The organism is Adlercreutzia sp. (assembly GCF_056795635.1).
The window spans coordinates 1-21,246 of record NZ_JBQIIT010000031.1 but is presented as its reverse complement, the minus strand read 5'-3'; the positions used below and the strand labels follow the sequence as shown (position 1 = coordinate 21,246).

The following is a 21,246-nucleotide window of genomic DNA, read 5'->3' as shown; positions in this document are numbered from 1 at the left end:
CGGCCGGCCAGCGGCCCCCTCGGGGGCCATCCCAATCCTAGATCCTGGAGCAGGAAGAAGAAAGAGAGCCGCCCTTGCGGGGCGGCTCTAACTGTAATGGGCATCGACTCGTGTAGGACGGCGATCGCATTGCTGCCGTCATCGCGCAGGACGCCAGCGGAGATTACATTCATTTCAATTACGCTCCCTCAAGGCATGACCCCGTGACAGAAAAGGGCCTCGGCGCGCACGTTTTTTGTCACCACAGTGGGAGCGGGACCCTTTCCAAGCAATAGCGGTGGAGGGTGTCGACGACGAACGCTGGCCTGATCTTTCGTGCAGCTTCCTCGCCAAAACGCAGGAGAGCCCCCGCGGGGGCCGGTTCGCTGTTTGCAAGGGGGTTTGGGGACGCGAACCGGGCCCGGCGGGGGCTCTCGGGAAATGCGTCCGGCGCCCTGGAGGAAAGGCGCCGGACTTGTTAAGCTAGTAGAACAAATACACGCTGGCGCCGGCGGAGTAGAAGGCCATGCGCAGGGCCACGGCGCCGACGACCGCGCCGAGCGCGCCCGCCGCGCCCCACGCTTTCCAGTTACCGGTCTTGCGGCCGACGAGGGCGGCCGCCACGGGAACCGCCGCGGCCACGACGGCCACGGCCACCATGGCCACGGACTCGCCGGCGAAGGGGGACAGCGCAGCCACGTCCACCATGCCCGCGGTGGGGTGCGTCGGGTCGTAGTAGAAGCCCACGTCGGTGTAGGATGCACTCGCCATTTCCATGAACGCCAGATAGGCGACGGAGGCGGCCAGATTGGCGATGGACCCGATGAGCGAGAACAGCGCGATGGCACGTCCGGCAGCCTCGCCGAGGGCCGCCTCGATGACGGCGAAGGTGAGCGGGCCGGCGGCGCACGCCGCGCCGAGCAGCGTGAGCGGGCCGAGCGGCGAGTCCCAGGCGGGGCGGGCGGCCATCATGTAGGAGTGGCCGGTCACGAGCACGAGCAGCGCCGCCGCGGCGATCATGAGCGCGGCGAGCCACTTCGGCAGCGCCGGCGCGCCGTCGTCGCCCGCGGCCCTGCCAGCCTCGCCGTTGGCCGCACCCGCGGCCGCGCCGTCGCCCGCGCCGCGGCGCAGCATCACGAACGCCACAACCATGAGCACACCGACGACCACGATGCAGGCGAGCTCCTGGGTGATACCCGAGGTCGGGTTGCCGAACCCGTTGAAGATGCGCTCCCAGTACTCCAGGTGGAAGAACACCGCCACGCCTCCCACGACCAGAAGCGCGGCCGATGCCACAAGCGCCGGCATCTGGGCGCGCCTCCCCTCGCCGGCGAGCGCCGCCGCCCCCTGGGCGCCGAACAGCCCGGCCGACCAGGCCACGAAGGTGGTGAACAGTATCAAGGGCCATTGCAGTTCCATGGTTACTCCTCCCCCTGCCAGGTCATATCGCGCAGGATGTAGCGGAAAGACGGGTTGTTGCCTACATTGGGCAGCGTATGGACATCTTCCTCGGAGAACTCGTCGACGACCTCTCCCATCTTCTTCCCGAGCGGGCCGGAAAACTGAGCGTAATCACCCGACTCCATATCGCCGAACCAGCGGGCAAGCCCCACGCAGGTATCGACGCACATCGGCAGCTCGCCTTGGGCGGTCTTCTGCTCGCAGAGCGTGCACTTCTCCACGACGCGCTCCTCCTCGTTGAGGTAGCGCACGCCGTAGGGGCAGCTCATAGCGCAGAACTGGCAGCCGATGCACTTCTCCTTGTCCACCTGCACGGTGCCGTCCTCAAGCTTGTGCGAGGCGCCCGTGGGGCACACCGCCACGCAGGCCGGGTTCTCGCAGTGCTGGCATTGGATCGGCAGGAAATACATATCCACATTGGGAAAATCGGAACCCTCTGTTGACGGGTTGGGACCGATTCTCAGCACCTTGTTCCAAAAGCTGCCGATGGGAACATTGTTCGCCACCTTGCACGCGACCGCACAGGCGAGGCAGCCCACGCACCTGTTCAAGTCGGTGACAATTGCATATTGCGTCATCTTGCGTACTCCTCCCATTTTGCCGTGTCGCTGCCAATCGCATCAATCGCGCTCGCCCACTCCTTGAGCCTCGGATCGTCGGCAGAGGTGATGATCTCGGTGCCGTCGTTGCCGCAGGGAACCGGATTGCCAAAAGGAGAGTTCTCAGGAGTCGCTTTGTATATCTTCCCAAGATAGGCGCGCACATTGCCCGTGCCGCAATGGGGGTCTTGGGCATTCCTGTCGACCAAATGGTTGACCGCGCACAACTCGTGCCCCTTGCTCGCCTGCTTCAGCTCGGGGAACCACCACTGATGCTCGCAGTTGATCGTTCCCGGATCGATGCCCATGTACAAATCCGCAACCTGGCGTATCTTTCCGAAGGGCGTCTCAATCCAGACCCAATCCCCCTGCTCGATACCGTATTCCGCAGCTGTCTTGGGATGAATCTCCACCCGGGGCACGGGCCACTGCTCGCGGCACCACGGCAGCTGGCGGTGCTCCGAGTGGAAGTACACGGGAATGCGGCGTCCCGTCGTGATGATGAGCGGGTATTCCTGGGCCATTTCAGGATCGGAAAGGGGAGAATGGGGCGGCTCGGCGTAAGACGGAAGCTCCCAGCCCTCACCGGGATGATAGGACTCCATAAGCGTTGACCAAATCTCCACTTTCATGGTGGGAGTGTAGAACCCGGGTTTGAAATCGCCCTTGGTACCCAAAATACCGCCGGAGTTTCGCGAGCGCAGCGCGCCCGTCTCATAGCGCCTATAGGTTCCCCACAGCTCGGGCTCCACGGTCTTCACATCCCACCAACCGTTGTTCTGGAATTCCTCGACATACTCGTCCCACGAATCGCGGAAGAATTTAACGCCGTCGTCGAGCAGGTCCTTCTCCGTGGGATAGGGACAATCCGGCTTTTGCGGCCAATAGGGGATACCGGCGTATTTATGGAAGTTCACCAGTATCATCGGATCGAACATGGACTCGCCGATAGGCTCGATGCAGTTGACGTTCGCGCCCATGGCTCCCGTCGAGCCTTGGGACGCTCGGGGACAGCTGGGGATCTCGAGCCAATGCTGCGCGGGAACGAGAATGTCCGCCATGCCGGCCGAGGGCGGCTGCCACAAATTCGCCTCGAAGATGAAATCGAGCTTGCTCAGTGCCTCCCAGTTGTAGGCGGTATTGCCCTGACACATGAAATCACCCGAGGAGTTCATCGCCATGACTACCGGGTAGGGCTCGCCCGTCGTCATGGCCTCCCACACACTGTTGGCATCGGCCCACGAGCGCCACCAGCGCAGCAACGGGAACCGATCGGTTCCCAATCGCTTCAGCTGGTTCTCCTCCGGCATAGGCGGGCACCCGGGCGCATTGGAGCCGAAGCCCGCATGGCCGCCCTCAACGGGCGCGCGCGTCGCGCCGCGATGTCCTGCCGGAGTATCCATGTTCCCCGTCAGTTGCGCGAGCATGTCCAGGGTGCGGCACGTCTGGACCGCATGGCCGCTGTGCTCGACGGCCAGCATGTAACGAATTCCCCCATTGCCGTATCCCGTGGTCGGATCGATGCGCGTGGCCCATGCCAGGCAGGCCTCTTCGATGAGCTCCGCATCGACGCCGGTGATCTCGGCAGTCTTCTCGGGCGTGTAATCTTCCAGCGACTCGACGTAATATTCCCAAACAGGGCGCGCGCTATGAACCGAGCCGTCCTTGAGCGTAACCTCGAACTCCCCGTAGAGCGCCGGGTCGATTTCGGGATCGAAGGGCGTCGGATTCGGACACCAACCTTGGGAAACCCCTTCGACTACCTTCTGATTGGGCGTGAACCCTTCCGTCGGCTTCGCCCACTTTTCGCCTTCCCATTGGCCTGTTTCGCTATCGAAATAGGTGAGTCGATCCGCGAGGGCGTCCCATACCATGTAATGGTGGGGATTGCCGTTCTCGTCCAAATCGCTCGCTTTGAGCAGGCGCGTCTTCAGCGTGAAGGGGTCGCCGTTGGTCGAAACCGTGTCGTAGCCGGACGGCTCCATGTCCTCGACGACCAGAAACGGCGCGTTGGTCCATTTCTTGACATAGAGGTCGTCGTAAAGCTGATGGTCGACAACGATATACGCCCATCCCATGGCCATGGCGGCATCGGTACCGGGCCGCAGGGCCAAATGGTAATCGGACTCCTTGCCGAGATTGGTCACACGGGGATCGACGATGATCCGCACATCCGCCTGGTTGGAGGCCTCGACGCTCGTTCGGCACGAGTCGTCGTAGTTCGAGATTTCAGTGGAGCCGCCCCACGCGGTGTAAACCCGCGGCCGGTCGACCGTCGCCACCCAGGAGTGCGCGAATTGGGAAACGAGATTGCCCGTGAAGTGGCGAGGCCCCTTGCAAATCTGCCAAGCCTGAATGCCGTTCGGCGAGCCCCACATGCGAATCCACCCTGCCGTGCCTGCCATGGGCCACACGCGCGAGGTGCCCGTGATGCCCGCAATGGAGCATCCGCCATAGCGCTCCTGAACCTCCTGCGCCTTCGCCACCGTCGTCTTGAACGCCTCGTCCCACGTGATGCGCATCCAGCCTGGATCGTCATCGGTCTTCGGATTGGTGCGCTTCATCGGGTAGCGCAAGCGATCGGGATGGTAAGCGGCCTCAAGCGAGGCCTGCGACTTCGTGCAGCAGTTCCCTCGCGATTGGAACGCCGACTCATCACCCTCGATTTTCACCGCGCGACCGTTCTCCACCGTCACCCATACGCCGCATTCCATCTTGCCGCAGCCTCGACACGCCGTGCGTATCCGCTTGACCTCCGGCACGGCAGTCTTCTCGCCCGCCGTCGCCCCGAGCGCTTGCGCACCCTCTAAGCTCACCGTGGCGGCAATCGCCGTTGCAGCGGCGAGCTTGGTGAACGCGCGTCTTGTCATGGACGTCTTCTTGCCCATGGGCCTCTCCTCTCTCTTCGAGATTGCTGAAAGAGCCGCGTTGTCGGTTTCTCCACTTCCGATTCAACGCTCGCCCAAAAGCGTGGGGCCCACAGGTGTTTTTGGCCATCGATACGGAACGCACAATTCCGAAAATCGAATCATAAGGCGCTTATGATTCACAGATCGAACCCGTCGTTGTAGGCTGTATGGGTCACGTGAAGAGGGAATGAGACGAGGGGCATCGTGAATATTGCTTTTAACGACATCAGAATCGACGACAAATCCCTCGCGCGAGTGCTCGGCTTCGCCTGCAACCGAGCTTGGGCCTACGTCTGCTTCTTCTGCATCGCCCTCTTCAACACCTCGACCTCTCCGCAGCCGTCTTTTCTGAATAGCCTCTACATCGGATCCATCTTGACCCTCTGTGCGACTTTGACCATAAGCGCGTTGTGCCCCAAGCGCACTTGGGCGCTGCTGCACTCGTCCGTGGGCCAATTCGTGGGACCGTGCGCGGCCGCCGTGGGGAGCGCCCTCATTCTTTTCGTATCCCAAGGAGCGCACCCTCTCCTCTTCCTTGCGGCGTCATCGGTTCTTACCGGATTCGGATCGGGGCTTCTCCTGCTCTCTTGGGGCATCTCCTTTTCGGAGCTCTCGCTGAACCGAACCGTTCTGGAATCGTGCATTGCCTTCTTTCTTGGCGTGGCGCTTTACGCGCTGATCTCGGTCACCTCCCCCCCTTTTCCAGTACCTCTTCGCCGTGGCAATGCCGCTTTTGTCGGGATGGCTCTTCGCGAATTCCCGCCATCCCCACCAAGAAAGCGACTTCGCCAAGCCGATTCTCGCGAAAGAGGGCATCGCCTTTGCGAAGTTTCTAGCGGGCATCACGCTTCTGGGCTTTATCGCCGGATTGACGCGAGATATTCAGCCCAGCACCATGCAGGGAGAGCTGTCGGATGGATACTGCACTGCCATCGCCATAGTGACCACGTTCATCATCGCCGTGTTTCTCGTCATCGCGAAGAGGAGCAGCACGTTCGAAATCGAGCCGCTCTTCCGACCGGCGCTGATAGCCATACTCGTCGGAGTGCTGCTTCTGCCTGTGTTCGGAACGTCGAGTCTCGTTCCCGCCGCTTTCGTCAAATCGGGCTACACCTGCTTCGAACTGCTTGTCTGGATCATCTTGAGCGATCTGTGCCACCGCTTTCATTTCTCCCCCATCCAGGTATTCGGCTTCGGTCGGTCCGTCATAGCGGGCGCCGGCGTCATCGGGAGCTTGGTGGCGTTCACCTTCCTGCCCGGGATTTTAGAGGACCAATCGCAAACTGTGACGCTGTCGGCCATTATCGCCATCGCGCTCACCACGCTTTCCAATCTGCTCTTCTCCCACTGCAACATACTCGACTTGCTTAAGAACCCCGTCGATCCCCAGGCCGCCTTCAAAGACCGCTGCGACGAGGTGTTTGATCTTTTCGAGCTGTCGCCCCGCCAGAAGGAGGTGGCGTGCCTTCTCGCATACGGGCGCGACGCGAACTACATCAGCGAGAAGCTGTTCATATCAAAGGGCACGTTGAATTCGCACCGGCTCAATATCTACCGGAAAATGAACATTCACTCACGGCAGGAACTGCTCGATCTTATTCTCGGCGAGGATCAAGAGGGGCACTCGCCCACAAAAGAGAGTCCCCTAGCATAGGGGGCGACTCTCCGAGCCCCGCAGTCGATGACGGTCACGGGGCTCCTCTAGTTCATCCAGCTGGAAGATTGAAACCCTACAGAGACGCCACGTACTCAGCCGTCAAGCGCCCCAAGGTGTTGGCCGTCGTGAGACTTTCGCCACCGATTGATGTGGAGTACTGCCAGCCAAACCGGCCTCCTGACGCATTGCCTGCGGCAAACAGTCCCGGGATCGGCCGATAGTCTTTACCAAGCACGGCGCCGTTTTCGTCCACGAGGAGACCCCCGACGGTCACCATGAGCACCCCCAGGGCCTTCGTGCCGGCAAAGCCATAAAATGGCGGGGTTTTAATGGGGAACAAAAGACTCGGGTCTTTTCCAAAATCTTCATCGAGGCCTTTTTCGCACAGCTCGTTGTAACGCTCGATGGTTGCAACAAAATTCTCAAGCGACTGACCCGCGTACCCCAAGTACTTTCCAAGGGTCTCGTAATCATCTGCCGCATACAACGTCGGAGGACTCATAAGAGCCTTGTCTGCACCAGCCGTATTCTTCGCCTCATCACCATCAGCGGATCCCTGCTCGCCGCCCGCATAGGCTTTTTCCATCGTCTCATGCAGCCCGTCGAATCCTTTTTCGGCGTAGTCGTAGCTCATATGGCCGAAAGCCTGAGCTTTGATGAGTTCTTCCACATTGCTGTCAAACACGGAGCAAGTAACGCCGTCGGGCTGTTTCGCACCCGGCATCGCTTGCAGCTCTGTAGAGCCGAAGCCTTCGTTGCAGTACCGTTTGCCGTCAGCATTCATCCACAAGGAGGAGGTGGCGCCTATGGGATCAATAGGGCTATCCGTTGGATACCAGTAGGCTCCATCCATCGTGCCCATGCAGGGATCCAATCGTCCGCCGACCCAATATCCCATCTGGATACCCGACCCATCACAATCCAAATTGCAGCTAATCTGGTCTTGCTCTCCCATGCTTTCTTTGATCTCGTACAGCAGATCTTCTCGCATTTCCTCGTTAGAGCCAAAGCCACCTGTCGTGAGTATAACCCCCTTCGAGGCGTTCACTTTCACATAGCCGTTGGGGCCAAGGCCGATAGCACCAACCACTTTCCCGGTCTCATCCGTTACGAGCTGGCACCCCTTCGTCTCCCACAGCACTTCGGCACCGCTTGCTACGGCCTCGCCGATGATGCCTCGGTACATCTTCTCCACTAGCTCGGTGGTCAAACGAGCCGTTCCGATCCATGTTTTCACGCCCGAAAACTCTCTTTTGAAAGGAATGCCTTCCATGAGATAGCAAATGTAGATGCTTTGCTTCTCCTCGTCGGTCAACCCCTCGATAAGCCAGTCGAATGTTTCTCCCACGTGCGTAATGTAGCGCATGATGAGACCAGGATTCGAGCGGTTGTTCGAACGAACCTGCCAATCATTGAAAAACTCCGCCACGTCCACCTCGGGAACACCGCGGCTTTTGAGGAACTCGGAATTTATATGCCCGTAAGAATGGCCTTTGAATAGAAGAGCGTCTTCCGAGGTCTCCTGCATGGCACATACTTCGGCGCCGGCCTCAACGGCTGCCTTCATGGCGCAGCATCCCGCATGCCCTAGACCGATCACGAGAACTTCGCAGTCCCGCGTTTCCACGATCTCGTCATCGCCTATCTCAGTCGGGGCATCTCGCCAGCTGGCCCTCGCGATGTCCGCCTCGCTCCCGTCGGCTTGCGAAAAAGCCCCTCCTCCGCGATGCTGAGGCGCGCAAGCAGACAGCGCGCCCATGCCGGCAATGCCCGCAAAGGCAGCTCCCCCTAAGAAGGCACGTCTCGACAATCCGTTTTCCATCTCGGTTCGCCTTTCTCCTAGCACGTAGCTCCCCTCGAGGAGCCCTCATGGCGCATTCTAGGAACGATGCCTTTTTGCGCTGTCATGCAAAAAAGGTGAACTTCGTGAGGGGCGGCATGCCGCGTCGCCCGAAAAGAATGAAACTAGGCCTCCTCCATCATGTCAAGAAGCTCGCGGCGGGAGTGGATGCCGGCCTTCTCGTAAATCCGACGCAAGTGTGTCTTCACCGTATTGGTGGAAATGAACAGTTTTTCAGCAATAGATGCCGCCGACCGGCCCCGAGCGAATTCCTCAAGCACTTCGAGTTCACGGGCCGAAAGCCCGATCTGCTGCGCCAAGCGTTTTGCCCGATGGGACACGGTGTCAATGAAGACAACGTCCGGCTTGCGAGACGCCTCCGCCTCCGCGAAAGACTCGCCCCGCGGCCGCCCCTCCGCATGCCGTATCGCGCCTTTGTCCTCGCCGAGCTCGTCCAGCGCAGAGCCTTCCTCGTCGCTCGCACCACTTTCATCGTCGCGAGAAGCACCTCCGTCTTTCCCTCTGTCAGCGCCCTCTTGCGCTTCCAGCATCGCAAGATCGCGCTCAACGGCCCGGCTGCGGGCCAGCCAATATGCGGCGATCGCGATAAGCGCAAGCACCCAAAACAACCCGAGCGAGATGGCAGAGAGCGCTTCCGAGGTTAGGACGCCCGACCCAATTGCCGCGCCGGCGACCAAGCGCCCGATCTGCGAGAAGGCGAGCAGCGTTCCCACCGTCCAGGCGAGCACAGGTATCGAGTAGGTGCGAAACGGCGGAGCATCGCGTCTGACGAGTATCCACGAGGTTATGAAAAACAAAAGATAGCCCACCATAATGGCGAGACGCGAGAACGACACATCACCCGCTTCCGCCGGCCCCGAGAGAAGCGCCAGCGCGAACAGGGGCAGGGCCATCGTCAATGCCGCATCAACGCGGAAAGGACGGCGATGCAAGGCGAACACGACAGCCATGAATGCGGCAGCAATGCCATTGGCAACCTGGATCGTGCAGGCAGCTTGCTCGCTGGCCATCCATCCATGCAAGTCGGTCATCACGCCGAAGACAAATGCCAGAGCCACGGATCCGGCAGCCAAAACCGCGTAGCGTAGCAGCACCGAGCGGACGGACAGACGACGCTGCGCGGCCCTCGCATTCGAAACAGACGCCCCTTTCCCGTCTCCCTCGTCGGCGCACGCGAACCACAGAACGAGAAAGACCGCGCATGATGCACCGAGGAAGGCCATGCGCGTCGGCGCCCCGGCGGAGAGCGGGCCCGCGAAGACAAGTGCGAGCGCGCTTCCGAGGAGGAGCCCGAGCGGAACCGCGCAGTCGGCGATGCCGTCCCGAAAGCGCAAGAACGCAACCAGCCAGCAGAAGAACAGCAGGCCGTTCAGAATCGGCCGCGCATAGACGAGGCCACCTGACGCGGCCGGCCAGAAGCCAACTGCGGCGCACCCGGCAAGAGCGACCGCCGCCGCGAGCGCGAGCTTTGGGCCTCGCTCGAGCGCAGCTCCACAACATTGCGCGACCCCCAACGCCGCCACCGTCGCACCAGAAAGAATCGGGACGACGAGCGACGAGATCCCCTCCCCCACAACTGTGGCGAGCGACGGCGCGAACCCTGCGGCCCACAGCATCCCCAGCCCGATAACGAATAGCGTGCTCGCAGCGGCTCTTCCCTGCGTCTTCACCACTCACCTCCATTATCGCGCGTCACCTTGTCCAGTAGCGCCAGTATACCCGAGTCTTTCCAGCAAAAGGGCCTCTGAGCGCCCATTACTTCTTTTTGGGTGACAAATGATCGATAGGTTTTCAGGGTCATTTTCACTCCCAAAGGATGGCAGCGTCTGGACGTGCGGCTCCTATCATGCGAAGCACACCGCTCCAACGGAGGAGAGCGCAACGAATCAGGGAGGTTCCCATGAAGAACAAAGGATTATCGCGTCGTGCGTTTCTAGGAAGCGCGCTTGCTGGTAGCACCATAGCCGCACTTGGCCTCGCGGGCTGCGCACCCAGCACCGCAAGCCAAGCCGCCGCTGAAAAAGCACCTGCATCCGACCTGGCATCAACTTCTTCAAACCCCAGCTTTCTCAATGCTCCCGAACCGATTGCCGATGCCGATATCACGACAACCAAAGATGCAGATGTGGTAATCGTCGGCTGCGGTATTGCGGGCATGGCCGCCGCGAGAGCCGCCACCGACGAGGGCGCTAAAGTCGTTATCATCGAGAAATCGGAGCGTTTCAACTGCCGAGGAACGATGGGTTCGCAACTAGGTGCGGTCAACAGCATTTATCAGCAGCAGGCCGGCTACCCCACTTTCGACACCGCCGCACTCATCAATCGCTACATGCAGGACACCCTGCAGATGGCAAATCAGAGCTTTCTCAAGCACTGGGTCGATCACTCCGGCGCCGACGTCGAATGGTTTCTCGAGCTTTGTCAGAACGTGGAGGTTCTCGAGCCAGGCGCCATGGTGCCAGAAGGCGGACTGAGCGGCAATGTGTACCTTATGCCCAAAGCCACAGCCAACCTAGAGGGTCGCTATCCCGCCTATCCTACGGCCATGAGCGTCAATTTCGACACATCCTTCCCCGACGACGCAGGCTTCTACTACCCCATGAAGAGCTTCCAGGAGCACATCGAGTCCCAAGGCGGCGAATTTCTGTACGCCACTTGGGGACGCCAGCTCGTGAAGGACGGCGATCGGGTAGTTGCCGTCATCGCGCAGAATGTCGACGGGGACTACATCCGAGTGAACGCCAAGGCCGTGGTACTCTCTTGCGGAGACTTCGGCAATAACCAGGAAATGGTGGAGTACTACGCACCCCAAGCGGCCAACCTGAACTGCACCTACAACTGCATGGACGCTAACGGCGACATATGCAATATCGGCGAGGGACATCAGATGGCCCTTTGGGCTGGCGCCGCCATGGAGAAGACTCCTATGGCGCCTATGAGCCACCTCTCCGACGTAGCAGATTTGCTGCTCGTCCGTCGCGACGGCACGCGCTTCATCAACGAGGATTTGGGCGCTCAATCGCTGAGCAACGTCATCATGCGCTGCCCGGGCGAAGTCGCCTACTGCGTGACCGGTGACGCCCAAGGCCCCAAGGTGCTGCAACCCGGCCCCGATGCCGTGAAACCAGAGCCTTCCGCCACCGTCGAAGAGGCTGCTGCCATCGTAGGGTGCGACCCCGAGGCCCTGAAGGCCACCATCGACCGTTACAACGAGTTGGTCGCCAAGGGCGTTGACGAAGACTTCGGCAAGGACATCACCAAGATGACCGCCATCGAACCTCCCTATTACGTGTACGAGGGACATCCCGGCAACATGCTCGTGCTCATGGGCGGCATTGCCTGCGACGACTATTGCCGCGCTCTGGACGCCGAAGGCAATCCCGTCGCCGGCCTTTACGTCGCTGGCAACAACCAAGGCGGCCGATTCGGAGCCGAGTATCCGATGACCGCCCCGGGCATCAGCCACGGCATCGCCCTCAGCCTGGGCCGCTTCGCCGGCCAGAATGCCGCAACCCTCGCATAGCGCTCATCCTTCCCCCAGCGCCATTCCCGTTACGCGCGATCCGCAGAAGCCCCTTTCCCTCCCCGGGCTATCCGCGGATCGCGCCGCTCATGAGGAAATCCCGCTTAGGCAAAAGACCGCATAAGGCAAAAAACGCAATGCGCATACACTTTTCCGAGAATGCAACGCACAAAGCGCTGTTCCCCTTGTGGGGCTTTCACCATGTCTTTGCGATTTCTTCGCGCAGGATGGCGAGATAGCTGGTGGCGGCAAAGACGCAGCCGCGAACGTCGGGGTGATTTCCATTTTTGAGGCCCTTATTTCAGTAAGTCCAGAGTTTTTGAAACAAGGGCTGATCTTCGATCGCCTTATTTCAATTCCGACCTCCTCGCACTCTTCAGCTTCCTCTTTCCCAAACGCGGCTCCGTGACAGAAAAGGACCTTCTCGTGCAGGTTTTTGGACTTATACAGACATTTCCAATCGGGAAAACCAGAGCCCCGAACGCAGCCGCCCATTCCTTGCCGCATTTCCCCTGGTCAGGCGATAGCTGCAGAACGCCTTTCCCTCCATGCCAGCATGCTCCGCGCCCCCGAATGCCTGTATAAGTCGAAAAACGTGCACGAGAGACCCGGTTTTTGTCACCAGAGGACTCGCGTCGATGCCAGCCTCACCCCTCTCCTCTTCGAATCCATGGAAGGCCGGAGGAGATGTTCGCAGTACCTATAACAACCTGTGACAATTTGGAATTGCGTTCAATATTTTCGCAGGCCCCTTCCCTACCGTTCGTAGACGTTGGGGACGCCGAGGAGGTCGCTCATGGCGTTCACGATGGACTTCGGGTCGTTCACCTTGCGCTTGCGGGGCTTCATGGGAATGCGCTCCGAGCGGCCGCGCTTGGTCACGTCCGTGGCGAACACGTCGGTCGAAAGCGTCAGCGCGCCCGTGGGGCAGATGTCCTCGCAGCAATGGCACTGCACACAGCGGCCCGTGTAATGGTCGATGCCGAAGGGCTTGCCGGTCTCGGCGGCCGTGGCGCCGTCGCCGAACTTGCGGATGGCCTCGGTGGGACAGAACGTGGCGCACATCTGGCAGGAGGTGCACCGCTCGCCATCGATGATGACGTGGCCGAACAGGGGCGTGTCGATCATCACATCGGCCGGTTCCCCCATATTGCTGAGGGCCAGAAGCAGGCGGCCCCGGCGCTCGGGAAGGAAATGGGGCAGGGTGCCGTCGTCGCTCACCTTCACGAACACGGGCTCCTCGGGCTCTTCCATGCCCAGCTTCTCGCGCACCACGTGCTCGGCCGTGATGGTAGCAGCGGCCCGGGCCTCGTCGCGCATGGCGGAGAAGAAGCCGCGACGGCCCGTGTCGAACTCAGCGGGCTCGGTTAGCCGCACCGAGCGGGGCAGTTTGCCCGTCAACTTCACCGCAGCGTCGCTCCCCCAGGTTTCCAGCAGCAGCGCCGCCGTATTGCGCACGCGCCGGGCCGTCTCGTCGGCCATGGCCTCCTCGGCGCCAGCCGCGGCCCCCTCGACGACCGTCGGGCCCGCCACCAGCACGATGGAGGAGGCCCCGCCCGCGGCCAGCACCGCGACGAGGCTCTCGTCCACCCGTCCCAGGTGCTTCACCACGGTCACCTTCGCCGGATCGCAGCGACCCTCGGCGGCGGCCTGCATGGCCTCGTCGATGATAACCGCCACGCCGTCGTTGGCCTGCATGGCGGCCACCGCGGCCTTCAGCAGTTCCTTATCGTCGGGCTTCTGGGCCTCCAGGGCCGCTGTGGGACACACCGTGGCGCAGGTGCCGCAGCCCACGCACTGCTCGGGCGCGATCGCAAGATCGTTTCCCTCCACGGCAATGGCGCCGGTCGGGCATGCCGCAGCACAGCGGCGGCACGTGGCGTTGCGGTTGCGCACCACCACGCAGCGGTTCGGCTGCACGCGCAGGCTCTGGCTCTCCAGCTTCTCGAATAATCCCAGAATGTTGTCCACGGTATCCCCCTCGGGTCGGTTGATGACAGAACAGGACGATGCCCGCGCCCTCGTTCGACGCCGGCATTCGTAAGAACTTATGCGAGGAAGGCCTCGGCAGCGCTGTCGAAGAGGCGCTCAGTGCCGTCGGCATACTCGATGCCCCAGCACCCGCGCTCGACGGTAAATTCCGGCGCGAACACGAGCGGCGCAGCGGCAGCTTCAGCGCCGACGGCCCACTGCTCCTGGGAGGCCTCGTCATTCGCATCCCAATAGGGGCAATGCATGCGCACCACGAGGCGGATGGTGTTTTCGATGGGCTCGTCGCCCGCAGCGGAAACCGCGGCCACCACGCTGGGCGCCACGTAAGAATAAGAGCGCTTGATCTCCGCCACCAGATCGTCGGAGTACTGACGCTCGTCCACATCCATATTCAGAATCAAAGAGGGTCGAATCGTTGCGGCCATGATGGTTCCTTCCACAAATCATCGTCCCCAAACCCACCGCCCAGTATGGCGAAGTTTACCGCCCCTGTCAACGAAAAAGGCCGCCCCTCGACGGCGCGACAGCGATCAGCCCACACGATGCAAGTCGCCATGCCATGCGGCGCGTAGCGCTCGGTCTTTTGCGACAAGACTGGCAGCAACCCCCTTGACGGGTGTGTATAGGTGTGTATATACTGTGCTTGTAGGGTATATACACTATTCACGCCCTCCCCGGTGAAGGGACGCCGACAGCGGGGAGGGCCGACCGAGGGCCGCAAGCTCGCTCGCGTCAACCAAGCCGCACCCGCTCCCCGGGAACGAGCCGCAAAAGCCGCACCGCGGCGGCAGAACGACGCACCGCAAGCAAGCGCCCCGCGAAAGAGGACCTTTGGACATCATCATAGCGAACGGAAGCAGCGAGCCCATCTACGAGCAGATCGCGCGCCAGATCAAGGGAGCCATCATGGCCGGCGAGCTGGCCGAGGGCGCCCCCCTTCCCTCCATCCGCGCCCTGGCCAACGACTTGCGCATCAGCGTCATCACCACCAAGCGGGCCTATGCCGAGCTGGAGGAGGCGGGCTTCATCGACACGGTGCAGGGCAAGGGCTCCTTCGTGGCCGGCGGCAACCTGGAGCTGTTGCGCGAAGAGCGCCTGCGCCAGGTGGAAGGGCATCTCACCCGCGCCGTGGCCGAGGCGGCCGCGGCTGGCATCGGCCCCGCCGACCTGCACGCCATGCTGGACCTGCTGCTGGAAGAAGACTAGCCCGCGGGGCGCAAGCGGCCCCGCGCAAGGAGACACCATGACCTACCTCATCGACATAGAGAACTTGGGCAAGCGCTACGGCGACTTCGCCCTCGCTGGCATCAACCTGGCCGTGGAACCGGGCACCGTGGTGGGATTTATCGGCTCCAACGGCGCCGGCAAGACCACCACCCTGAAGGCGGCCTTGGGGCTCATCGCCGCCGACGAGGGCACGGTGCGCCTTTTCGGCCAAACCGTCGCCCCGGACAGCGCCGCTCTGGATGCATGCAAGGCCCGTATCGGCGTGGTGCTGGACACCTGCGCCTTCCCCGGTACCTGCCGCGTGAGCGACGTCGCCACCATCGGGCGCGCCGCTTATGCCACCTGGGACGATGTGCGCTGGAGCGAGCTTGCGGCCCGCTTCCAACTGGCGCCCCAGAAGAAGGTGAGCGACCTGTCCCGCGGCATGGGCATGAAGCTGAGCCTCGCCTTCGCCTTGGCCCACCACCCCGAGCTGCTCGTGCTGGACGAGGCCACGGCAGGGCTCGATCCCATCGCCCGCGACGAGGTGCTCGATATCCTGCGCGACTTCATGGCCACCGGCGAGCACGGCATCCTCATGTCCACCCACATCACCTCCGACCTGGAGAAGATCGCCGACGAGATCGTCTGCGTCGACAAGGGCCGCATCATGTTCGCGGCCCCGAAGGACGCCCTCACCGACGAGGCCGGCGTGGCCCGCTGCCGCGCCGCCGACGTGACGGCCGTGTTGGAAGCCGGCTTCTTCGCCACGGGCACAGCCCGCATCCTGCGCCACGACTACGGCTGCGACCTGCTCGTGCCCGACCGTTTCGCCTTCGGGCGCGCCTTTCCCGATATCCCCGTGGACAAGGCCACCATCGAAGACTACATGACCCTGACCCTGAAGGGGGAATCCCGATGAAGACCATGATCGTTTCCGACTTCGCTATCCTGCGGCCCACACTCGTCCAGCTGGCCGGCATCTGCACCGTCGTCGCCCTGTTCATGGGCTATGCCACGGGATCGATCGTGAGCGGAGGTGCCGCCGTGGCCGCCATGACGCCGTTCATGCTGCTGTTCTCGCTCGCCGCCGCCGACGAGCAGGGCGGATGGGAGCGCTTCCGCCTCACCCTGCCCCTCACGCGGCGCCAGGTGGTGTTCGGCCGCTACGCCACCTTGGGAATCATCGCCCTGGGTGCCATCGCCTTCGCCCTCACCCTGTCCTTCGCCGCCCTGGCCGTGCTGAACCTGCTACCGGCCCCCGTCATTCCCACGAGGCTCACGCCGGGCGATAACTCGCCGGCCGCCATCATCGGCGGCGTCGTTGGCGGCGTATGCAGCGTCATGGTGGGCATGGCTGTGGCGCTGCCCCTCATCATGCGCTTCGGCATGACCAAGACCACGCGCATCGTGCCCGCCGTGGTCGTGATCTTCCTGGCCCTGGGCGCGGGCTTCTTCGGCGACGGCATCCAGCCCACCGGCGCCCTGGCCGATTTCGCGCAGTGGCTGGACACCGGCAGCAACTACCTCGTGGCCGCCGCGCTCGCGGTGGCAGCCGCGGTCGTCATCTACGGCGCAAGCGCCCTTGTCGCCGCCAAGCTCTACGAGCAGCGCGCGTTCTAAAGGCCCCGCGCCTCCATTGGAGCGACCGCTGGCGCCAGATCGCCCGACGTTCCTCCCTGTTGCGGCCCCTCTTCCCGAGGGGCCGTCTTGTATTCCCTGTGAATTCCTCCCATTGGTCTGATTTCGGACTATACTATCGCCTCAATAGTCCGAAATCAGACCAGACAGCAACGAGCTACCGAGGAATCATGAGCACCGCACGCACTGCGGCAAGCGCCGCGCCAATCGCACAGACCATCCCGACCGCAGATCTCGCCGCAGCCACCGCGGCGAACGCCGCCGCGCATCCGCAAACCCTGGAGACCATCCGCGCCATCGACGACTTCTACCGGCGTGCCGACGAGCTGTACCGCCAGACCGCCTGGCGCATGGGCCTGGCCGACTGCGCCTTCGACATCTTGTACGCGCTCGTGGAAGAGGACGGCCTCACCCAGAAGCAGCTGTGCGAGCGCGGGTTCTCATCCAAGCAGACGGTGCACTCCTCCATCAAGCGCCTCGTGGCCAACGATTTGGTGGCTCTGCGCGGCGACACGCCCCGCACCACGGGCGTCTACCTCACCGAGCGCGGCCGGGCCGAGTACGAGGGCCACATCCGCGCCGTGCTGGCTGCGGAATGCGAGGCCGTGGACATTTTCTCCGCCGAAGAGCAGCGCCAGCTGACCGCGGCCATGGAGCGCTACATCACCGCCCTCGATGGGAAGCTGGCCGCCCTCACCTTCCGTTAGCGGCGCGAGCCCATCGCCAACGCCCCTCGCTGGCAGCCCTGCGCCCGGCGAATCGTCAACTCCGACGATCTCCCCGCTGCGGCACCCGCGTCGGCAACTCGGCACCCCCGGCAAAACCGCCGACCCCATCACCCGCGCCCAGCCCCTCCCCTTCCCGTTTCATCTGAAAGGTTTTCCCATGTCAGTGGATATGTCCAAACATTTCTCTACCAGTGCCCTTATACGGTTCACGCTGCCCACCATCGCCATGATGATCTTCACGTCCTGCTACACCATCGTGGACGGCTTCTTCGTGTCGAATTACGCGGGCAAGACGGCTCTGGCTGCCGTGAACCTCATTCTCCCCGCCGTGATGATCTTGGCCTCGGTGGGCATGATGGTGGGCACGGGCGGCAGCGCTCTGGTGGCCAAGACGCTCGGCGAGGGCAACCGCGGCCGCGCCCGGCGCCATTTCTCGCTGCTCGTCGGCTTCGCCTTCGTCGTCGGCTCGGTGCTGGCCATCGGCGGCTGGTTCTTCATGGAGCCCACGGCCGCCTTCCTGGGCGCCACGGGCCAGATGGCCGCTGACGCCACCCTCTACGGCCGCATGATGATGATCTCGCTGCCCTTCTTCATACTGCAGTACGCCTTCCAGAGCTTCTTCGTCACGGCGGGCAAGCCCAAGTACGGCTTCTTTGTCATTGTGGTGGCCGGCGTGACGAACATCCTTTTGGACTTCCTGTTCGTGGGCGTGTTCGGCTGGGGACTCGTGGGCGCGGCCCTGGCCACCAACATCGGCGAGCTCATCGGCGGCGGCATCCCCCTTGTGTACTTCGCCCGCAAGCGGTCGACCCACCTGTACTTCGTGCGGCCGCACCTGCGCTGGCCCGTTATCGGCAAAGCATGCCTGAACGGCTCGTCGGAGATGGTCACCAACATCGCCATGAGCCTTGTGGGCATCCTGTACAACTGGCAGCTCCTGCGCTTCATCGGCGAGGACGGCGTGGCGGCCTACGGCGTCATCATGTACACGGTCATGATCTTCTCGGCGGTGTTCATGGGCTACGCCGTGGGCACCTCGCCCCTCATGAGCTTCCAGTACGGGGCCCAGAACCACACCGAGATGCGGTCGCTTCTGTGGAAGAGCCTGGGGCTCATCGCCGTGGCCAGCGTAGTCATGTTCCTGCTCGGCCAATCCCTCGCGGCACCGCTGTCGGCCATCTTCGTCAGCTACGATGCGGCCCTGCTGGAGCTGACGGTAAGCGCCTACAAGCTCTATGCCCTGTGCTTCCTGTTCATGGGATTTGCCATGTACGCCTCGGCCTTCTTCACGGCGCTCAACAACGGCCTGGTCTCGGCGCTCATCTCGTTCCTGCGCACCCTGGTCTTCCAGGTGGCGGCCGTCATCGTGCTGCCGATGCTATTCGGCATCGACGGCATCTGGCTGTCGGTGACGGTGGGCGACGCGCTCACGTGCCTGGTAGCGGCCACGTTCATGATCGCCCTTTCCGGCCGCTACGGCTACCGCAAGGGCGGCCTGAAGGCGGCAAAGGGAACGGAAGCGGCATAGGCGCGGGCGGCACGCTCCCAGCTGCCGCCCGCATAGCCGGCGCCCTTACACGCTGTCCATGCGCAGGGCCTCTACGACGTTATCGGCCTTGCAGCGGTGCATGCCGTAGGCCACCGAGATGCCCACGGCCACCGCGGTCATGGCGAAGGCCAGGGCCACATAGGCCCAGGGCACCGCGAAGGGAAGGCCCGACAGCGAGCCGGACACCGCCGACCACAGCAGCCAGGACACCGCAAGCGATAGCAGCACACCCGGCACGAGGCCTCGGGCGCACCAAGCCACGCACTCGTCCACGATCATAGCGCGGAACTGGCGGTTGGAAAGCCCCACCGACCGCATGACGGCGAACTCGCGGCGGCGCAGGATGAGCCCGTTGGTCACCGTGTTGAACACGTTGGCCATGGCGATGAGCGCCAGGATCACCGTGAACAGCAGACAGAACACGTTGACGACCATGGCCAGCGTCTGGTTGCTGGCAGCATCGCCCGCATAGTCGTTCATGGCGAGGAACGCCACCTCGAAGGGTGCCTCGTCGTGGAAGAAGGTGCCCGCCGCGTCTACCAGATCGTCTCCCACCTCGCCCGAACGGCCCTCCGGTGCGTCGAAGGAGGCGCGGAAGGTGGGGTCGACGATACCGAGGCTGTGGGTGGCCGCCAGGGACATCGGCACAATGAGCTGCACCGATTCCCCGTACATGCCCACCAGCTCGGGAGCCTCGTCCAGCACCGCGACAACCTCCACGGGGGTCGTGGCCGTCTCCACATCGGCCGGATCGAGGTTGCTCGTCATGCCGCCGTCAGCCCCATCAGCCTCGAACACGTAGGGCACGAACTCGAAGCCCCCTCCGTTCGCGCCGTCTGACTCATAGGCCACGGCGAACCCGGACACGGCCTCGCCCTCGTAGAGGCCGGCTGTCAGCGCCTGCACCGTGCCCGTAGCCGTGAGCACGTCGAGTAGCTCGTACACAGCGCCGTTGTTCCCATAGGCCTTCCCCACTCCCAGGGCCCGGGGCGTAGCCGGGTCGTGGAAGTCGGCGGGGTTCAGCCCCGCATCGGCAACGCAGCGGTCGAACGCAGCATCTTCCAAGTACACCACCGATCCCATCACGGCAAAGGAGCCGTCGGCCATCCGTCCCCCGTGCAGGGCCCCATCGGCCTTGAAGGCATCGCCGACCATAGCCTCGGGCACGATAAGGGGCACGCCCCCATCCAGACGCCAGCCCACCGGCTCGGCATCCGGCGTCGTCTTCAACACCTCCCAGGCCTTTCCGTAGACCGCAACCTCTTCGGCAAAGCGGGCGTCGCGGGCCGCGACCACGGCCTCCAAGGTGAGGGGCTCGTTATCGGCCGAGGCGGCCGGGTTCGCACCAGCAGCGCCAGCATCCGCGCCCTCGGCTCCGATCGCATTGCCAGCCGCATCCGCACCCTCGGCCCCATCCCCGCTCGACGTCGTATCGCCCGCGAACATCGCCACCACACCCACGTCGCCCGCATCAGCCGGGCCGCCGGCCACCTTCGTCAGCGTCCCCAAAAACGTGGACAACGATCCGGCCGTCATGAGCAGCACGATGGCCAGGGCCAGCGACACCGAGGCGGCCATGCCCTTCGAGGCGCCGCGCTTCTCGTTGATGCGCGCCAGAAGACCGCCCACACCGAACACGCGCCCGGCGATGCCGCGGCCACGCCACAGCTTGGCCGGGTTGGCCGCCCGCGCCGCTCGCGCCGCACCGCGCTTGGAGGCCCGGGCCGATTGGTTGCCGCGCAGCGCATCGATGACGTTCACCCGACTCGCTCGCCAAGCGGGCACGAACACGCTGAACAGCACCGTGGCCGCCGTGAGGCCGGCCGCTACCGCCAGAGCCCACGGCGCCACTGACAGGTTGAAGCCCACCTCGGCCGCCCCGAAGATCGTGGCCAGCGACGGACCGAGGGCCGCAAACGTCGCCGCACAGCCGCCGATGCCCACCGCAAGCCCCAGCGGCACGCCGATGGCCGCCACGATAAACGCCTCCAGCGCCACGGCCCGACGCAGCTGCCGCCGCGAGGCCCCCACCGAGGCCAGAAGCCCGAACTGGCCGGTGCGCTCGGCCACGGAAATGGCGAAGGCGTTGTAGATGAGCGACACGCAGGCCACGATGATGACCACGGCCAGCACCGCCGCGA

15 protein-coding genes are annotated in these 21,246 nt (G+C 63.1%); 7 read left to right on the top strand and 8 right to left on the bottom strand.

The genetic code is table 11. The annotated features are described in order from the left end of the window. Positions 1-462: 462 nt before the first annotated feature. The 3 genes from ACTOXK_RS11230 to ACTOXK_RS11220 are packed head-to-tail and all read right to left on the bottom strand — an operon-like array spanning position 463 to position 4,927. On the bottom strand, positions 463-1,398 hold the full coding sequence (locus ACTOXK_RS11230; protein ID WP_482278122.1) for a dimethyl sulfoxide reductase anchor subunit family protein: 936 nt from the start codon (positions 1,396-1,398) through the stop codon (positions 463-465). Between the two features lie 2 nt (positions 1,399-1,400). Further along, on the bottom strand, positions 1,401-2,018 hold the full coding sequence (locus tag ACTOXK_RS11225; RefSeq protein WP_482278121.1) for a 4Fe-4S dicluster domain-containing protein: 618 nt from the start codon (positions 2,016-2,018) through the stop codon (positions 1,401-1,403). After that, complete coding sequence (locus tag ACTOXK_RS11220) at positions 2,015-4,927, bottom strand: molybdopterin-containing oxidoreductase family protein (protein ID WP_482278120.1); 2,913 nt, start codon at positions 4,925-4,927, stop codon at positions 2,015-2,017. The genes ACTOXK_RS11225 and ACTOXK_RS11220 overlap by 4 nt, the downstream gene beginning before the upstream one ends. A 745-nt stretch (positions 4,928-5,672) precedes the next feature. Between ACTOXK_RS11220 and ACTOXK_RS11215 the strand changes: the two genes are divergently transcribed. Further along, positions 5,673-6,602: a helix-turn-helix domain-containing protein gene (locus tag ACTOXK_RS11215; protein ID WP_482278123.1), complete on the top strand. Its 930-nt coding sequence runs from the start codon at positions 5,673-5,675 to the stop codon at positions 6,600-6,602. Positions 6,603-6,678: 76 nt separating this feature from the next. On the opposite strand, the gene ACTOXK_RS11210 is transcribed toward ACTOXK_RS11215, so the two are convergent. Then, positions 6,679-8,427 (bottom strand): FAD-binding protein, encoded by a 1,749-nt coding sequence (locus tag ACTOXK_RS11210; RefSeq protein ID WP_482278119.1) that lies wholly within the window; start codon positions 8,425-8,427, stop codon positions 6,679-6,681. A gap of 143 nt (positions 8,428-8,570) precedes the next feature. Beyond that, positions 8,571-10,139: a response regulator transcription factor gene (locus ACTOXK_RS11205; protein WP_237974176.1), complete on the bottom strand. Its 1,569-nt coding sequence runs from the start codon at positions 10,137-10,139 to the stop codon at positions 8,571-8,573. A gap of 227 nt (positions 10,140-10,366) precedes the next feature. Between ACTOXK_RS11205 and ACTOXK_RS11200 the strand changes: the two genes are divergently transcribed. Beyond that, positions 10,367-11,989, top strand: a complete 1,623-nt coding sequence (locus ACTOXK_RS11200; protein WP_302783813.1) for an FAD-dependent oxidoreductase — start codon at positions 10,367-10,369, stop codon at positions 11,987-11,989. Between the two features lie 756 nt (positions 11,990-12,745). Here the strand turns inward: ACTOXK_RS11200 and ACTOXK_RS11195 are convergent. Together ACTOXK_RS11195 and ACTOXK_RS11190 are read right to left on the bottom strand one after the other, a co-directional pair. Beyond that, positions 12,746-13,960: a 4Fe-4S binding protein gene (locus ACTOXK_RS11195; RefSeq protein WP_482278117.1), complete on the bottom strand. Its 1,215-nt coding sequence runs from the start codon at positions 13,958-13,960 to the stop codon at positions 12,746-12,748. A gap of 77 nt (positions 13,961-14,037) precedes the next feature. Next, entirely contained in the window at positions 14,038-14,406 is a 369-nt protein-coding gene (locus ACTOXK_RS11190; protein ID WP_482278116.1) for a hypothetical protein, read from the bottom strand. Between the two features lie 406 nt (positions 14,407-14,812). On the opposite strand from ACTOXK_RS11190, the gene ACTOXK_RS11185 reads away from it, so the two are divergent. From ACTOXK_RS11185 to ACTOXK_RS11165, 5 genes are all read left to right on the top strand, one after another. Beyond that, the gene (locus ACTOXK_RS11185; protein WP_482278115.1) at positions 14,813-15,187 is read left to right on the top strand and encodes a GntR family transcriptional regulator; all 375 of its coding nucleotides are present in this window, start codon (positions 14,813-14,815) and stop codon (positions 15,185-15,187) included. A gap of 37 nt (positions 15,188-15,224) precedes the next feature. Further along, positions 15,225-16,109, top strand: coding sequence for an ABC transporter ATP-binding protein (locus ACTOXK_RS11180; protein ID WP_482278114.1), 885 nt, complete (start codon positions 15,225-15,227; stop codon positions 16,107-16,109). Then, positions 16,106-16,810 carry an ABC-2 transporter permease gene (locus ACTOXK_RS11175; RefSeq protein ID WP_482278113.1) on the top strand — a complete coding sequence of 235 codons (705 nt, stop codon included), beginning with the start codon at positions 16,106-16,108 and terminating at the stop codon, positions 16,808-16,810. Before ACTOXK_RS11180 ends, ACTOXK_RS11175 begins: the two co-directional genes overlap by 4 nt. A gap of 188 nt (positions 16,811-16,998) precedes the next feature. Further along, positions 16,999-17,535, top strand: coding sequence for a MarR family winged helix-turn-helix transcriptional regulator (locus ACTOXK_RS11170; protein WP_482278112.1), 537 nt, complete (start codon positions 16,999-17,001; stop codon positions 17,533-17,535). Positions 17,536-17,713: 178 nt separating this feature from the next. Next, positions 17,714-19,084, top strand: a complete 1,371-nt coding sequence (locus ACTOXK_RS11165; RefSeq protein WP_482278111.1) for an MATE family efflux transporter — start codon at positions 17,714-17,716, stop codon at positions 19,082-19,084. Between the two features lie 45 nt (positions 19,085-19,129). On the opposite strand, the gene ACTOXK_RS11160 is transcribed toward ACTOXK_RS11165, so the two are convergent. Continuing rightward, the coding region (locus ACTOXK_RS11160) for an ABC transporter permease (protein ID WP_482279937.1) at positions 19,130-21,246 on the bottom strand (2,117 nt) is incomplete at its 5' end.

Bases quoted from the DNA above. Each gene is read 5' to 3' on its own strand.
- ACTOXK_RS11230 (WP_482278122.1), bottom strand. From the start codon at position 1,398: ATGGAACTGCAATGGCCCTTGATACTGTTCACCACCTTCGTGGCCTGG.
- ACTOXK_RS11225 (WP_482278121.1), bottom strand. From the start codon at position 2,018: ATGACGCAATATGCAATTGTCACCGACTTGAACAGGTGCGTGGGCTGC.
- ACTOXK_RS11220 (WP_482278120.1), bottom strand. From the start codon at position 4,927: ATGGGCAAGAAGACGTCCATGACAAGACGCGCGTTCACCAAGCTCGCC.
- ACTOXK_RS11215 (WP_482278123.1), top strand. From the start codon at position 5,673: ATGCCGCTTTTGTCGGGATGGCTCTTCGCGAATTCCCGCCATCCCCAC.
- ACTOXK_RS11210 (WP_482278119.1), bottom strand. From the start codon at position 8,427: ATGGAAAACGGATTGTCGAGACGTGCCTTCTTAGGGGGAGCTGCCTTT.
- ACTOXK_RS11200 (WP_302783813.1), top strand. From the start codon at position 10,367: ATGAAGAACAAAGGATTATCGCGTCGTGCGTTTCTAGGAAGCGCGCTT.
- ACTOXK_RS11190 (WP_482278116.1), bottom strand. From the start codon at position 14,406: ATGGCCGCAACGATTCGACCCTCTTTGATTCTGAATATGGATGTGGAC.
- ACTOXK_RS11180 (WP_482278114.1), top strand. From the start codon at position 15,225: ATGACCTACCTCATCGACATAGAGAACTTGGGCAAGCGCTACGGCGAC.
- ACTOXK_RS11175 (WP_482278113.1), top strand. From the start codon at position 16,106: ATGAAGACCATGATCGTTTCCGACTTCGCTATCCTGCGGCCCACACTC.
- ACTOXK_RS11170 (WP_482278112.1), top strand. From the start codon at position 16,999: ATGAGCACCGCACGCACTGCGGCAAGCGCCGCGCCAATCGCACAGACC.
- ACTOXK_RS11165 (WP_482278111.1), top strand. From the start codon at position 17,714: ATGTCAGTGGATATGTCCAAACATTTCTCTACCAGTGCCCTTATACGG.